This is a genomic window from Neorhizobium sp. NCHU2750 (genome assembly GCF_003597675.1).
GTDB lineage: Bacteria > Pseudomonadota > Alphaproteobacteria > Rhizobiales > Rhizobiaceae > Neorhizobium.
Map to the genome: position 1 here is coordinate 676,280 of NZ_CP030827.1, position 14,850 is coordinate 691,129.

Sequence of the window (14,850 nt, forward strand, 5' to 3'; positions counted from 1 at the left end):
CTCAAAAATATCCTTCGCGCTTCTTCTTTTCCATCGAGCCGGACTGGTCGCGGTCGATCGCGCGGCCCTGGCGTTCGGAAACGGTGGCAATCTCGAGTTCGGCAATGACTTCTTCGAGGTTCGATGCCGTCGAGCGGATCGCGCCGGTCAGCGGGAAGCAGCCGAGCGTGCGGAAGCGGATCATGCCGTGCTGGATTTCCTCGCCGGGCTTCAGTTCCAGGCGCGGGTCCTCGGCAAGGATCATCATCCCGTCGCGCTCCACGTAAGGCCGCTCGGCGGCGTAATAGAGCGGCACCAGCGGAATGTCTTCCGCCTGGATGTAGCGCCAGATATCCACCTCGGTCCAGTTTGACAGGGGGAAGGCGCGAACGCTTTCGCCCTTCTTGATCATGCCGTTATAGATGTTCCACAATTCCGGCCGCTGGTTGCGCGGATCCCATTTGTGGTCCGGCGTGCGGAAGGAATAGATGCGCTCCTTGGCACGCGAGGCTTCCTCGTCGCGCCGCGCGCCACCGAAGGCCGCATCATAGCCGCCGGCATCGAGAGCCTGCTTCAACGCTTCCGTCTTCATCACGTCGGTATAGAAGGCCGAGCCGTGGGTGAAGGGCGTGATGTTCTCTTCGCGACCGCGCTTGTTGGTATGGACCACGAGGTCGAGATCGTATTTCTCGGCGATCTGGTCGCGGAACTCGATCATCTCCTTGAACTTCCAGGTCGTGTCGACATGCAGAAGCGGGAAGGGGACGCGGCCCGGGAAAAACGCCTTGCGCGCGAGATGTAAGAGGACGGAGGAATCCTTGCCGATCGAATAGAGCATGACCGGGTTATCGAATTCCGCCGCAACCTCGCGGAAGATATGGATCGCTTCGTTTTCGAGAGCCTTGAGATGCGGATCGAGTGGCGGGCGGGAAACGGGTGGGTTCTTGAATTCCGTTTCCTGTACAGACAGGGACATTTCGGTCTCCGGTAGGTCTTTAGACAAACACAAAACTGGTGGCGTGGTTTTCGACTGTGGGACTGCCCCTCATCCGCCTGCCGGCACCTTCTCCCCATAAACGGGGCGAAGGACGCAAGCGGCGCCCTTTCCGTGCCTCGCCGCGGTAAAGCGGGCCACGTCCCCTCTCCCCGCATGCGGGGAGAGGTGGAGCGCAGCGAGCTGCGCTCTGGGTGAGGGGCCGTCACATTCGGCCGTTGATGGGCGTGGATTGATCGGCGCTTTCAGAAGCATGGCTGTCGGGCACATGCAGGCCGCATTCGCGCTTCTCGTCTTGTTCCCACCACCATCGGCCGGCCCGTTCGGGTTCGCCGGGCTTGATGGCGCGGGTACAGGGTTCGCAGCCGATCGAGGGATAGCCTCGGGCATGCAGCGGATTGACCGGGATCGCCTCGGCCGCCACATGCGCCCTGATCGTCTCGATATCCCAGTCGGCCAGCGGGTTGACCTTGATGAGATCGCGCTCGGCATCATATTCGGCAAACGGGGTGGAAGCACGGTTGCCGGACTGGCCGCGGCGCAAGCCGGTCACCCATACCTGAGCACCCGAAAGCGCCTTGGCGAGCGGGATCAGCTTGCGCACATGACAGCAGGCATGACGGGCTTCGACGCTGTCATAAAAACCGTTGAGGCCATATTTCGCGGCATAGGCATCGATATCGTCCTCATCCGGATAAAACCGGCGGATCGTCATGTCGTAACGGTCCTCGGTCTCGGAAATCAGCTCGACGGTTTCCTTGAACAGGCGGCCGGTCTGGAGTGTGGAGACCTCGATCGGCAGACGGTGGGTGCCGATCGCCGCAGTAATCACCTGATCCTCGATACCGAGCGAGGTGGTGAAGACGGCATGGCCTACATCCGAGGCCAAGGACAGGCGCTCGGCAAGGTCGAGGTTGGCAAGCTTCCTGTCCAGTTCGGCAGCCAGGATCGCGGAACGGATCGTGTTGCCTTCACCATATGCGCTCAGCTCAATCACATCATGCGGTGTCATTGTTCTTCTTTCATCAGCAAGTACTGGATTATTGCCAGTTCACCCGCGCGATGACAGGAAAAGCCGTTTCTTCCGCTCCAGCCTGAGAGCAAATATCTCTAGAAAGAGCCGCTCACACAGAAAACTCGCCGCCTTAACCAAAAGTGACTGTTTTTCAGTCCCCATATGCCCGCATAGGTTTGTAATTTCTCGTCATTTGCGCTACTTCAGGGTCAGGTGTGCAATGCAGTATCCGTGCTTGTACGCATGCGACCGCGAATGTCGCTTTCAGGCTATTCGTGAGCGCAGGGAATGCAAGGTGTTGAGCGGCGGCGTGAGGACGAAATCGGCCTCGCGGCGGCGTTGTCGTTGATGGTTGCGTGATGATATCCCAGAAAGCGAAATATGCGTTGCGGGCACTGGCCGCCCTGGCGCAGGCCGACCCGGACGAACCGATGCTGATTTCGGAGATCGCGGTCCAGCAATCTATCCCGAAGAAATTTCTGGAACAGATCCTGCTTGACCTGAAGCGCTCCGGCATCGTCGTGAGCCGGCGCGGCAAGCAGGGCGGGTATCTTCTTCTGAAGCCCGCAGACGCGATTTCCTTCGGTGAAGTCCTGCGTCTCGTCGACGGCCCGATCGCTCCGCTTCCCTGCCTCTCCCAGACCGCCTATCGCAAATGCGACGATTGCGATGGCGAACATCTCTGCGAGATCCGCCACGTCTTCGCCCGCGTCGCCGACGCCACCCGCGACGTCCTGTTCAACACCACGATCGCCGACGCGATCGAAGGAGCAGGCGAGGGCACGCAAAAGCCCGCCCAGGTGCGCGAACTGCTGACGGCCTGAGGGGGCTTGGGGCCGGTACCAGATTTTGGTACATTGCACCCTACGAGGTATCCCATGGCGCGCAATACATCCGTTTCTCTCGGAGACCATTTCACCGTATTTGTCGACCGTCAGGTCGAAAGCGGACGCTATGGCTCGGCAAGCGACGTGGTTCGAGCAGGCCTGCGGTTGCTTGAGGAGCATGAGGCAAGGATAAAGGCATTACAGGACGCGCTGATCGCCGGCGAAGAGTCCGGAGAGCCTCAGCCGTTCGACAACGAAGAATTTATGAAGCGCATGCGCGAAAAGCATGGGCGCTGACGGCGAACAAGAGTTTCGAATTTCCCCAATCGCACAACGCGATCTGGAGGATATCTGGTCGTTCACGGTCGAAAAATGGTCGTGGGAGCAAGCCGGCAAATACCACGCCGATTTGCTCCGGGTATTTGCGCAACTCGTCAGCGGTCAGGTAAAGGGGCGCGAAGTCGATGTGCGGACCGGATATCGCAAATATCCCGTCGGTTCACACTTCGTTTTCTATCGGCCGCGTTCCTATGGAATCGAGATCATCCGCATCCTGCATCGGCGAATGGAAGTCAGTCGCCACCTCTGAGCTGCACTGCTAGTATTGGATGTGATATCATATTATCGCAATCCAGGAGCGTGGCATGCTTTCCGTATCCGTTGCGAACTCTCCGGAGGATTTCAACGCCGCTGGTGTGCTGTGCGGCGCGCTCGGCGATTGGGATGCGGCAACCCATCAGGCCAATGGCATCGCGCCGGAGATCGTCACCGGCCTGTTTCATAGCCAGACGCCGGCAAGCCTCGCGGACCGTTTTTCCGGTCCGCATTCGGCCATGCTGCTGGCCAGATGGGATGGAGCGCCTGCCGGCTGCATCGCTTTCGAGCCGTTCGACGAGACCGCTGACGAGATCCATAAATTCTATGTCGATCCTGCCTTTCGCCGAAAGGGCATAGGCGGCCGGCTGATGCAGGATCTGCTCGCGGTGCTGAACGCGAGAGGCAAGCCGCGCACCCTGCTTCAGACATCGCTCTATATGTCCGATGCCATTGCCACGTATCGGGCCTTCGGCTTCGGTCTCTGCGCTCCGTTCCGGCCGGTGCCCGATATCCTGCGCCCGACGGAAATCTTCATGAGCCGGCCCGCTTGACGGCCGAAAAGGGCGAACACAAGCCGGATTGCGTTTTTGCCGATCGGGGTTTTCCCGAAGCAGCCGTTCTGCCGACTTGCCCCCGCAGAACCCATTCTTTGCCCGCCAAACCCGTCAAAGGGAAACAGTTTTGCCTTCTTTTTGCCGTCAATTGACTAAGACGACCTGACCGATAGAGTTTAGCCACAGAACACGGGACCACAGGAGGGAACCCCATGCTGAACTTTACCGACGGGATTGGCAGAAGGCTGGCGGCGCTGGCGATCGGCGTGACGCTCGCCGCAGGAAGCATCGCGCCGGCCTTTGCCGCGACCCAACTCTTGAACGTGTCCTATGACCCGACGCGCGAGCTCTACAAGGATTTCAACGCCGCCTTCGCCAAGCACTGGAAGGCCGAAACCGGAGAGGACGTGACGATCCGCCAGTCGCATGGCGGCTCCGGCGCGCAGGCCCGTTCCGTCATCGACGGGCTCGAGGCCGATGTCGTGACGCTGGCGCTGGAAAGCGATATCAACGCGATCGAGAAGACCGGCAAGATCAAGGCCGGCTGGAAGGATCGCCTGCCCAACCACGCCTCTCCCTATACGTCGACGATCGTCTTTCTCGTCCGCAAGGGCAATCCGAAGAACATCCATGACTGGGGCGATCTGGTGAAGGGCGATGTGTCGATCGTCACACCGAACCCGAAGACATCCGGCGGTGCCCGCTGGAACTATCTTGCCGCCTGGGCCTGGGCCAATCAGGAATACAAGGGCGATCAGGACAAGATAAAGGCCTATGTCGGCGAACTCTACAAGCGTGCCCCGGTTCTCGATACCGGCGCCCGCGGCGCAACCGTCACCTTCGCCCAGCGCCAGATCGGCGACGTGTTGCTCGCTTGGGAAAACGAGGCCTATCTGGCGCTTGATGAATTCGGCAAGGATTCCTTCGACATCGTCGTGCCGTCGATTTCCATCCTCGCCGAGCCGCCGGTCGCCGTGGTCGACGCCAATGTCGACGCCAAGGGCACCCGCAAGGTGGCGGAAGCCTATCTCAACTATCTCTATTCCGACGAAGGGCAGAATATCGCAGCCGCCCACTTCTATCGTCCGTCGAAGCCCGATGTGGTAAAGCCGGAACTGTTGAAAGCACTGCCGCCGATCAAGCTCGTCACCATCGACGATCCGATCTTCGGCGGCTGGAAGAAGGTGCAGCCGGAACACTTTGGCGATGGCGGCATTTTCGACCAGATCTATAAGCCTGGTAAGTAAGTCGGGACCGTTTATGACCTCAACCACTGCCGCCATTCCGGCGCGGTGGCGGGTAAAACAGCCGAGCATCATCCCGGGTTTCGGGTTGACGCTCGGCTTTTCGCTCGCCTACCTGTCGCTGATCATCCTCATCCCGATTGCCGGTCTTCTCTGGCGCACGGCCGAACTCGGCTGGTCGGGCTTCTTCGCCATCCTCACCGATCAGCGCACGCTGCGGGCGCTTTATGTTTCCTTCGGCTCCGCCTTCATCGCCGCTCTCGTCAATGTCGTCTTCGGCACCGTGCTCGCCTGGATCCTCACCCGCTACCGCTTTCCCGGCCGCCGGCTGATCGATGCCATGGTCGACCTGCCGTTTGCCCTGCCGACGGCAGTGGCCGGCATTGCCTTTGCCTCGCTTTATGCGCCGAATGGCTGGATCGGCTCGCTGTTCATGCCCTTCCGCATCGCCTTCACCCCGCTCGGCATCGTCATCGCGCTGATCTTCATCGGCCTTCCCTTCGTCGTGCGCACCGTGCAGCCGATCATGGAAGAGATCGACCGCGAGGTGGAGGAAGCGGCGGCGACGCTCGGTGCCGACCGTTTCCAGACGATATTCCAGGTGCTGCTGCCGGGGCTCACCCCCGCGATCCTCACCGGCTTCGCGCTCGCCTTCGCCCGCGGCGTCGGCGAATACGGCTCGGTCATCTTCATCGCCGGCAACATTCCCTATGTCTCGGAAATCGCGCCGCTCCTGATCGTCATCCGGCTGGAAGAATTCAACTATGCCGGCGCCACCGCGATTGCCACCATCATGCTGCTGATCTCCTTTGCCATGCTGCTCGTCATCAACCTCATCCAGGCCTGGAGCCGCAAGAGGTATGGCAATGCGTGACACCTTCGTAAATTTCGCAAAAGACCCCTCCCAACCCTCCCCACAAGGGGGAGGGCTTAACCCTGCCGCACTGTCTGTGCCCGGATTGGGCAGGAGTTCGCCGCTTGTCCTCTCCCCCCTTGTGGGGGAGATGGCCGGCAGGCCAGAGGGGGACTTTTTCCGTGTCTGAAACATCCCATCGAAAATTCCGCAACCCCGCCGACGAGAGCTTCGCCACCAAGCTGGTCCTCCTCGCGGTCTCGCTCGTCTTCCTTGCCTTCTTCCTCTTCCTGCCGCTCGTCTCGGTCTTCTTCGAGGCATTCCGCAAGGGGTTTGTCACTTATGAGGAATCGCTCACCGAGCCGGACGCCTGGGCGGCCATCCAGCTGACGTTGACGGTGGCGGCGATTGCCGTGCCGCTCAACCTGATCTTCGGCCTTGCCGCCTCCTGGGCGATCGCCAAGTTCGAGTTCAAGGGCAAGGCCTTCCTGATCACCCTGATCGACCTGCCATTCTCCATTTCGCCGGTCATTTCCGGCCTCGTCTATGTGCTGCTCTTCGGCACCGGCAGCGTTCTCGGGCCACTCCTGAAAAGCTGGGGCATCGAGATCCTGTTTGCCGTGCCGGGTATCGTGCTTGCCACCGTCTTCGTCACCTTTCCCTTCGTCGCCCGCGAACTCATCCCGCTGATGCAGGATCAGGGCACCGGCGACGAGGAGGCGGCGCTGTCGCTCGGCGCGTCCGGCTGGCAGACCTTCTGGTATGTGACGCTGCCCAATATCAAATGGGGCCTGCTTTATGGCGTGCTGCTCTGCAACGCCCGCGCAATGGGCGAGTTCGGCGCCGTCTCGGTCGTCTCCGGCCGCATCCGGGGCGTGACGAACACCATGCCGCTGCATGTCGAGATCCTCTATAATGAGTATAACATGGTCGCGGCCTTTGCCGTGGCATCGCTTCTGGCGCTGCTTGCCCTTGTCACGCTCGCATTGAAAACCCTTCTCGAACTTCGGTTCGGTGCCGGCGCCGCCGGCGGCAGACATTAAAGGCTTGAACGCGCATGGAAGTTCGCATCAACAATATCCGCAAGGAATTCGACCGGTTCGCCGCGCTCAACGATGTTTCGCTCGACATCGGCTCGGGCGAGCTGATCGCGCTGCTCGGCCCATCCGGTTCCGGCAAGACGACGCTGCTGCGGTTGATCGCCGGTCTCGATTATCCGACGGCGGGCAAGATCTTCTTCGGCGACGAAGACGCCTCGCGCCATTCGGTGCAGGAGCGTCATGTCGGCTTCGTCTTCCAGCATTATGCCCTGTTCCGCCACATGACGGTGGCGCAGAATATCGGCTTCGGCCTTAAGGTCCGCCCTGCATCGAGCCGCCCCCCGAAGGCCGAGATCAAAAAGCGCGTCTCCGACCTGCTCGACATGGTGCAGCTCTCGGGACTCGAAAACCGTTATCCCAACCAGCTGTCGGGCGGCCAGCGCCAGCGTGTGGCGCTTGCCCGCGCCATGGCGATCGAACCGCGTATCCTGCTGCTCGACGAACCCTTCGGCGCACTCGATGCAAAGGTGAGGAAGGAACTGCGCCGCTGGCTGCGCGAGTTCCATGATCGTACCGGCCACACGACCGTCTTCGTCACCCACGACCAGGAAGAGGCACTCGAACTCGCCGACCGCGTCGTCGTTATGAGCCAGGGCAAGATCGAACAGGTGGGTTCGGCCGATGACGTCTATGATCGTCCGGGCTCCCCCTTCGTCTTCTCCTTCATCGGCGAATCCTCGCATCTGCCGGTCGAGGTCAAGGATGGCACGGTCCTGTTCCAGGGGGAGCCTATCGGCATCTCGCAAGGCGCCGATCAAGCCGGCGATCTGTTCTTCCGTCCGGAAGATGTGGAACTGACCGACGAGCCGCATGCGCTGTTCGGCAAGGTCACCGCCTGTCGCCGTCTGGCCGGCACGAGGATTGCCGAGATCGACATCGCCAACAATGGCCACGATCCCTATCACGTCGAGGTCGAGGTGCCGCTGCATGCGCCGATCGAACTGGGCGCCGAAGCCCGCTTTCGCCCGACCCGCTGGAAGATATTCCAGAAGTAGTCAGGCCGCCCGTTCTTCCGCCCGCCGGGCACGGATCCCGGCGGCTATGAACGGCCGCGACAGCGCGTGATAGAGCGGTTCGGGCGAGAGCAGCCGCGAGGTGATATAGCCGAGCATCGCTGTCGCCATGACGGGAATGACGGCCTCGTGGTTGCCGGTCATCTCGATGATGATGACGAAGGCGGTCATCGGCGCCTGTACCACGCCGGCGAAATATCCGGCCATGCCGAGCAGCGCCGAGAGCGTGATGCTGGCGCCGAGAAGCGAACCGATCGTCGCCCCCATGCCGACGCCGACCGAAAGCGACGGGGCGAATATGCCGCCGGGAATACCGGACACCATCGACAGGAGCGTGCTGGCGAACTTTTCGGCAAAGAACATCGGCGAGATCGTCGCGCCCTCCAGCATTTGCCGGGCTTCCTCGTAGCCGGTGCCGAAGGTGCGGCCGCCCGAGATGATGCCGATAGCCGCGACGGCGAGGCCGCAAAGCGTTGCAAGTCCGATCATCCGCTTCAGCGGATCGGGCTGTGCCCAGCGGCGGATCCGCCGGGCGGCGCTGATCGCACCGGCGCTGAATGCGGCTCCCAGCGCACCGCCGCCGATGCCGCAGATCGCCACCAGCGCCCAGTCGAGGCGGGTTGCCACCATCACCGAGGTTTCGCCGAAATAGGTATAGCTGCCGACAAGCCCGAGTGCCGCAAGGCCGGACAGGATGACCGCCGTCAGTACCAGCCCGTTCGCCCGTGCCTCATAGGTGCGGCTCATCTCTTCTATGGCAAAGACGATGCCGGCAAGCGGCGTGTTGAAGGCCGCCGCGATGCCGGCCGCCGAACCGGCAAGGATCAGCCCGCGCGCCTGTGCCATGCCGCCGATCCGGGCGGCAGCCAGCATAATCGACGCCCCGACCTGAACCGTCGGTCCCTCGCGTCCGATCGAGGCACCGCAGAACAGCCCGACGACAGTCAGCACGATCTTTCCGGCCGCTACCTTCAGTGACAATAGCGCCGAGCGGCTCGTCTCTTCGCGCAGATGGCGGGCGGCGATCGCCTGCGGAATGCCGCTGCCCTGCGCATTGGGAAATACCCGGATGGCAAGGAAGGCACAAAGCGCAAAGCCGGCCGGCGTCAGGACCAGCGGGATCAGGAACGCATAGGGGCCGCTCGCCGTCATCGCCTGAAACAGCGCATGCGCCTTGTCCGCCGCCGCCGCAAAGCCGACGCTGACGACGCCGATCATCAGCGCGCCGATCCAGAACACGATCCTTCGCTTCCACACCGTCCACGAGCCTCGCATCACGCGGGAGCGACGGAACATCTTGGATCTGCGATAGGACATGCTGGGGTGCCGGGCTTGGAAATGAGACTTTGCTTATTCGCCTCATTGCCCGGCTTTGCAACCCTTTCGGCAGGGAAAACCCGGCCTGCCGGCCTTTATCCGGTCGCTGTTGCGCACTTGTCTATGCAGGCCCGTCGAAGTCCGGCCCATGTGTCGCAGCCGCTACATCTTTGAGGCGTAAGAAACGCTAAATGAAACTGCGGTAAGCAGGAACGGATCCAACGTCTTTACAGGCACTCCATGTCGGCTCAAGTCGATGAAATCGGCCATCAGGAAGAGCATCGGCGTGTGCCGCGTGCTATGGCCTATTCGTTTGCCAGCCTGGGGAAAAATGGGACCCGACCTGCCTTTCTGGCACGGCTTGTCGCTCCCCGGTCGCGAACGGCAATACGCAAGGACGTCCGCAGGGGGCCGTCGCCGGAAGAGATGGAAAAAGCACTCGCCATCCTTGCGACCCAGGCCAATGCCAGTGCCGGTCTCGTGCGTCTCGGCGACAAGCGCATCCTGTTTTCCGATTGCGAGCAGGCTTTCATCATGTATGCCCAGCACGGCTATTCCATGGTGGCGCTGTTCGATCCGGTCGGCCCCCGCGAGGTCTGGCCGCATCTCCTGGAAAAATTCCTCGCCGCGGCGCAGGGTGAGGGTCGTCGGCCGGTCTTCTATCAGGTGTCGAAAGATTTTCTGCCGCATGCCTTCGATGCCGGCCTGCGCCCCTACAAGCTCGGCGAACAGGCGGTTGTCGACCTGACGCGGTTTGACCTGAAGGGTGGTGCCTGGCTGAAGTTGCGCCGCTCGATCAATCGCGCCGAGCGTGACGGGCTGCAGTTTTCCATGCTGGCGGCCGATGAGGTGCCGGAGGTAATCGACGAGCTTCTTTCGGTCTCGCGCGCCTGGCTCGCCTCCCATAACGCATCCGAAAAGGGCTTTTCGCTCGGCACCTTCGATCCGGCCTATGTCAAGGCCGGTCCGGTCGCCGTGATCCGCCTCGATGGCCGCATCGTCGCCTTTGCCAATATCCTCGAAGCGGGCGGCCATGGCGATGCCTTCATTGATCTGATGCGCCATGTGCCCGATACCCATCGCGGCATGATGGACCTCCTGTTCGTGCGCATCATGGAACACATGAAGGCGAAGGGTTTCCTCACGCTCAATCTCGGCATGGCGCCGCTTGCCGGCCTTGCCGATCACCATTGTGCCCCGCTCTGGAACCGGCTTGGCCGCGAGATCTTCGAATTCGGCGAGCGCTTCTATAATTTTCGCGGCGTGCAGGCCTTCAAGTCCAAATTCGATCCGGTCTGGCAGCCGCGTTATCTCGTCGTGGCGGGCCGCGGCCTGCCGCTTGCGTCGCTCTTCGATGTCACCATGCTGATCGGCGGCGGCCTGCGGGGAATCTTCCGTCGATGAAGGCCCTTCCGGTCGCGCTTGCCATCATCACCGTCATTGTTGCTGCCACCGAGTTCTGTCGCGGGCGCCCGGCCGACCATGCGATCGTCAGCCTGCCGACCACCCGCATCAGCGATCCCGGCGCCAAGCAGAAGGGCATCGTCGTGCTGCTGTCCGATGATAACGGCTGGGACGCGCCGGAAGAGCGCATGTCGGCGGCCCTGACGGATGACGGAGCGGTCGTCGTCGGCGTCGACCTGCCGCAATATTACGCGGCGCTTGGCGCAGAGAAGCGCGACTGCCTCTATCTCGTCTCCGATATCGAGGAGTTGAGCCGCCGCATTCACCGCGACCGCGCCATGACCAGCTACCGGCCGCCGCTCATTGCCGGCATCGGCGGTGGTGGATCGCTGGCGTTGGCAATTGCCGCCCAGACACCGTTATCGACCATCGGCGGCACGCTCGCCGTCGATCCCGAGGCATCGATCCCGCTGTCGAAGATCCTCTGCACCCCGGCGCCGAAGACCGCCACCGCCGATGGCATGACCTACGGCCTCACGGAAGGCGCATTGCCGAATGCGGTGGATGTCGTCTTCACCGCGACCGGAGACGCTGCCGGGCGCAGCCATGTCGACGAGCTGAAGCGCTCGCACCCCGCCATCGAGGTGACTTCCGATACGCAACGGCCCGACGAGGCGTTTCTGGCCGCCACCCGCAATGTGCTGAGCCAGGAGGCGACAAGCCGCTCTCCGCTCGACCTGCCGATCATCCCGATCGAGACGAAGCCGACCCGCAACACGATGGCGGTCATCTATTCTGGCGATGGTGGCTGGCGCGACATCGACCAGAAGCTCGGCACCCATCTGCAGGCCGAAGGTATCCCGGTCGTCGGGGTCGATGCGTTGCGCTACTTCTGGAACGAGAAGACCCCGGACGAGACCGCCGCCGATCTCTCTCGCATCATCGATACCTACAAGGCGCTCTGGAAGGTCGAGAACGTCGTGCTCATCGGCTATTCCTTCGGCGCCAACATCCTGCCGGCGACCTATAAACGGCTTCCCGAAGGCGACCGCAGTTCCGTCCGCCTCGTCTCGCTTCTCGCCCTGTCACACCAGGCCGATTTCGAGATCGCCGTCACCGGCTGGCTGGGTTATGCCGGTGCCGGCAGGCACGGTGATCCGGTGGACGATCTTGCGGGGATCGAGCCGGCCAAGATCCAGTGCATCCATGGCGTCGAGGAGGAAGACAGTGCCTGTCCCGCGGTCGAGGCCATCACCGGCGCCGAGGTCCGCTCATGCCCCGGCGGCCATCATTTCGACGGTGACTACGAGGCGCTGACCGGGCTGATCATCGACAGGCTGGACGGGCTTCCGCCGATGATGTGAACGGCGCTCGAACCGGCCCGGCAGGCGGTTGCCCTTGCCAACAACCGCGCTCACGCGCATCATGCATCGCAATTGCAACGCGGGAATTGATGCCATGGCAAAGTCGACGAAAACAGCAACCATTCCCTCGCTCCGGGTCGAACCGGAACTGCGTGCAGCGGCGGAAAGCGTGCTTGAAAGGGGAGAAACACTCTCTGCCTTTGTCGAGAACGCTTTGAAGAAGCAGGTTCAGTACCGGAAAACCCAGGCGGAGTTCATTGCCAGAGGTTTGGCTTCGTTGGCCGAGGCAGAGAAAACCGGAGTCTACTATACGTCGGACGAAGTCCTCGGCGAATTGAAGGAAATGCTGGAGGCCAAGCGGGCCAAGAAGCATGATTCATGACCTACAGGGTTCAGCTCACCAAAGATGCCCGCCAGGATCTGCGACGCCTTTATGCCTACTTGCTGGATTGGGACGAGCACGCTGCCGCGCGGGCGCTGGAGGCCATCACCGGCGCAATGAGGATGCTGGAAACATTTCCGTTTTCGTGCCGCAAGGCCGCAGACGGAGATCCGCTGCTGCGTGAGCTCATCGCTCCCTTCGGCGCTTCCGGCTATGTCATTCTCTTTCGCATCGATGGAAGCGATACGGTTACTGTCGCGGCCATCCGCCACCAGCGCGAAGATGACTACCACTGACTACCGGTCGCTCACCATCGCCCGCGGATTGACCCAGGGCTCCTGGTTGCTTCGGGGCAGGGGCGTCTTGCCGAGAATATGGTCCGCCGCCTTTTCCCCTGTCATGATCGATGGCCCGTTGAGATTGCCATAGGTGACATGCGGGAAGATCGATGAATCCGCCACGCGCAGGCCCTCCACACCAATGACCCGGCATTCGGGATCGACCACGGCCATCGGATCATCAGCGCTCCCCATCCTACAGGTGCCGCAGGGGTGATAGGCGCTCTCCAGATGCTCGCGCAGGAAGGCGTCGATCTCGTCGTCGCTCTCAACCTTTTCGCCCGGCTGGATTTCCGGTCCGCGATAATCGTCGAATGCTTTTTGGCTGAAGATCTCGCGGGTCAGCCGCACGCAATGACGGAATTTGATCCAGTCTTCCTCGTGGCTCATGTAGTTGAAGCGGATCACCGGATCGTCCTTCGGATCTGCCGAGCGCAGCGTCACGGCGCCGCGCGATTTCGACAGGTTGTAGCCGACATGCACCTGGAAACCATGGCTTTTCGCCGCCGCCTTGCCGTCATAGGAGATTGCGACGGGCAGGAAGTGATACTGGATATCCGGCTGCTTCAGCCCCGGTTCGGAACGCAGGAAGGCACAGGCCTCGAACTGGTTGGAGGCGCCCAAGCCCCCCTTGGTCATCAGCCATTGTGCGCCCGCGACCCCCTGCCAGAACCATGGCAGCCAGGAATAGAGCGACACCGGTTTGGTCGAGACCTGCTGGAAATAGAATTCCATATGGTCCTGCAGATTGGCGCCGACGCCCGGCCGGTTGACCTTCACCTCTATGCCGAGCGATGTCAGATGCTCCGCCGGGCCGATGCCCGACAGCATCAACAGTTTCGGCGAGTTGAACGACGAGGCGGCAACGATCACCTCGCGATTGGCCGTGATCACCTCCGGCACGCCGCGCCGCAGCACCTCGACGCCGGTCGCACGGCCGTTTTCGATGACGATCTTCTGCGCATGGCCATGGACGATCTCGACATTCTTCCGCTTCATCGCCGGCCGCAGATAGGCATTGGCGGCAGACCAGCGGCGACCCTGATGGATCGTCTGCTCCATCAGCCCGAACCCTTCCTGCTTCGAACCGTTGTAATCCTCGGTCGTCTCGAAACCCGCCTGCGCGCCCGCCTGGATGAAGGCGTGGAACAGCGGGTTGTTGACCGGCCCGCGCTGCACATGCAGCGGCCCGTCCGTGCCGCGCCAGCCCTCTTCGCCGCCGTGGCTATGTTCCATCCGCTTGAAATAGGGCAGCACGTCGGCATAGGCCCAGCCGCGGGCACCGAGTTCTTCCCAGCGATTATAATCCTCCGCATGGCCGCGCACATAGACGAGCCCGTTGATCGACGACGAACCGCCCAGCACCTTGCCGCGCGGCGCGGTGATGCGGCGATTGTTGAGCTTCGGCTCGGGCTCGGACAGATAACCCCAGTTGTAGCGCTTCATGCTCATCGGCCAGGCGAGAGCCGCCGGCATCTGGATGAACGGCCCGTAATCCGACCCGCCCGCCTCGATGACGATCACCGAATGCCTGCCATCTTCCGACAGGCGGTAAGCCATGGCAGACCCTGCCGAGCCGGAACCGATGATGACGAAATCTGCCTGCATTATCTGCTGTTCCCTTTATTATGGCATTCGGCATAAACGCGTCGTCGCTGACCCCTCACCAAGCGCGTCCAGCGATCGGCTTCGCCTCTCGCGGACTTGCTATCCTCTCCCGCAAGGGGAGAGGAAAAACTCGCGGCACTCTCATGCCCGAAGTCGAGCCGGCGCTTGGGGCACCCTTCCTCTCCCCTTGCGGGAGAGGATACGAAGGCCGGGTGAGCGCAGCGAACCCTTGGCCGAAGTTGGTGAGGGGGCTATCCCACT

Annotated in this window: 16 protein-coding genes; 12 read left to right on the plus strand and 4 right to left on the minus strand. The window is 61.9% G+C overall.

The features are described 5' to 3' along the window. Position 1 precedes the first annotated feature (1 nt). The gene (cysD, locus tag NCHU2750_RS03310; protein WP_119939159.1) at positions 2-955 is read right to left on the minus strand and encodes a sulfate adenylyltransferase subunit CysD; all 954 of its coding nucleotides are present in this window, start codon (positions 953-955) and stop codon (positions 2-4) included. Between the two features lie 223 nt (positions 956-1,178). Further along, the gene (locus tag NCHU2750_RS03315; protein WP_119939160.1) at positions 1,179-1,985 is read right to left on the minus strand and encodes a phosphoadenylyl-sulfate reductase; all 807 of its coding nucleotides are present in this window, start codon (positions 1,983-1,985) and stop codon (positions 1,179-1,181) included. Positions 1,986-2,347: 362 nt separating this feature from the next. On the opposite strand from NCHU2750_RS03315, the gene NCHU2750_RS03320 reads away from it, so the two are divergent. The 8 genes from NCHU2750_RS03320 (at position 2,348) to NCHU2750_RS03355 (ending at position 8,158) form a co-directional block, all read left to right on the plus strand. After that, entirely contained in the window at positions 2,348-2,812 is a 465-nt protein-coding gene (locus NCHU2750_RS03320; RefSeq protein ID WP_119939161.1) for an RrF2 family transcriptional regulator, read from the plus strand. 54 nt (positions 2,813-2,866) lie between these two features. Further along, positions 2,867-3,112: a type II toxin-antitoxin system ParD family antitoxin gene (locus NCHU2750_RS03325; RefSeq protein ID WP_119939162.1), complete on the plus strand. Its 246-nt coding sequence runs from the start codon at positions 2,867-2,869 to the stop codon at positions 3,110-3,112. Continuing rightward, positions 3,102-3,404 carry a type II toxin-antitoxin system RelE/ParE family toxin gene (locus NCHU2750_RS03330; RefSeq protein WP_119939163.1) on the plus strand — a complete coding sequence of 101 codons (303 nt, stop codon included), beginning with the start codon at positions 3,102-3,104 and terminating at the stop codon, positions 3,402-3,404. Before NCHU2750_RS03325 ends, NCHU2750_RS03330 begins: the two co-directional genes overlap by 11 nt. 55 nt (positions 3,405-3,459) lie before the next feature. Then, positions 3,460-3,963, plus strand: coding sequence for a GNAT family N-acetyltransferase (locus NCHU2750_RS03335; protein WP_119939164.1), 504 nt, complete (start codon positions 3,460-3,462; stop codon positions 3,961-3,963). A gap of 215 nt (positions 3,964-4,178) precedes the next feature. Then, complete coding sequence (locus NCHU2750_RS03340; protein ID WP_119939165.1) at positions 4,179-5,213, plus strand: sulfate ABC transporter substrate-binding protein; 1,035 nt, start codon at positions 4,179-4,181, stop codon at positions 5,211-5,213. 13 nt (positions 5,214-5,226) lie between these two features. Next, complete coding sequence (cysT, locus tag NCHU2750_RS03345; protein ID WP_119939166.1) at positions 5,227-6,084, plus strand: sulfate ABC transporter permease subunit CysT; 858 nt, start codon at positions 5,227-5,229, stop codon at positions 6,082-6,084. 161 nt (positions 6,085-6,245) lie between these two features. Next, a complete protein-coding gene (gene cysW, locus NCHU2750_RS03350) occupies positions 6,246-7,106 on the plus strand; it encodes a sulfate ABC transporter permease subunit CysW (protein ID WP_119939167.1) in 861 nt (286 codons plus the stop codon). Positions 7,107-7,120: 14 nt separating this feature from the next. Continuing rightward, positions 7,121-8,158, plus strand: coding sequence for a sulfate/molybdate ABC transporter ATP-binding protein (locus NCHU2750_RS03355; protein ID WP_119939168.1), 1,038 nt, complete (start codon positions 7,121-7,123; stop codon positions 8,156-8,158). Here the strand turns inward: NCHU2750_RS03355 and NCHU2750_RS03360 are convergent, their stop codons facing one another. After that, complete coding sequence (locus NCHU2750_RS03360; protein WP_119939169.1) at positions 8,159-9,493, minus strand: chloride channel protein; 1,335 nt, start codon at positions 9,491-9,493, stop codon at positions 8,159-8,161. It abuts the gene before it with no gap. 240 nt (positions 9,494-9,733) lie between these two features. Here NCHU2750_RS03360 and NCHU2750_RS03365 point away from each other — a divergent pair, with 240 nt between their 5' ends. The 4 genes from NCHU2750_RS03365 (at position 9,734) to NCHU2750_RS03380 (ending at position 12,939) form a co-directional block, all read left to right on the plus strand. Then, positions 9,734-10,897: a GNAT family N-acetyltransferase gene (locus NCHU2750_RS03365; RefSeq protein ID WP_119939170.1), complete on the plus strand. Its 1,164-nt coding sequence runs from the start codon at positions 9,734-9,736 to the stop codon at positions 10,895-10,897. Next, the gene (locus NCHU2750_RS03370; RefSeq protein ID WP_119939171.1) at positions 10,894-12,261 is read left to right on the plus strand and encodes a virulence factor family protein; all 1,368 of its coding nucleotides are present in this window, start codon (positions 10,894-10,896) and stop codon (positions 12,259-12,261) included. Before NCHU2750_RS03365 ends, NCHU2750_RS03370 begins: the two co-directional genes overlap by 4 nt. Before the next feature lie 94 nt (positions 12,262-12,355). Then, on the plus strand, positions 12,356-12,643 hold the full coding sequence (locus NCHU2750_RS03375) for a YlcI/YnfO family protein (protein ID WP_119939172.1): 288 nt from the start codon (positions 12,356-12,358) through the stop codon (positions 12,641-12,643). Continuing rightward, positions 12,640-12,939: a type II toxin-antitoxin system RelE/ParE family toxin gene (locus tag NCHU2750_RS03380; RefSeq protein ID WP_119939173.1), complete on the plus strand. Its 300-nt coding sequence runs from the start codon at positions 12,640-12,642 to the stop codon at positions 12,937-12,939. The genes NCHU2750_RS03375 and NCHU2750_RS03380 overlap by 4 nt, the downstream gene beginning before the upstream one ends. Here the strand turns inward: NCHU2750_RS03380 and betA are convergent, their stop codons facing one another. Continuing rightward, the gene (gene betA, locus NCHU2750_RS03385) at positions 12,940-14,589 is read right to left on the minus strand and encodes a choline dehydrogenase (protein ID WP_119939174.1); all 1,650 of its coding nucleotides are present in this window, start codon (positions 14,587-14,589) and stop codon (positions 12,940-12,942) included. Positions 14,590-14,850 lie beyond the last annotated feature (261 nt).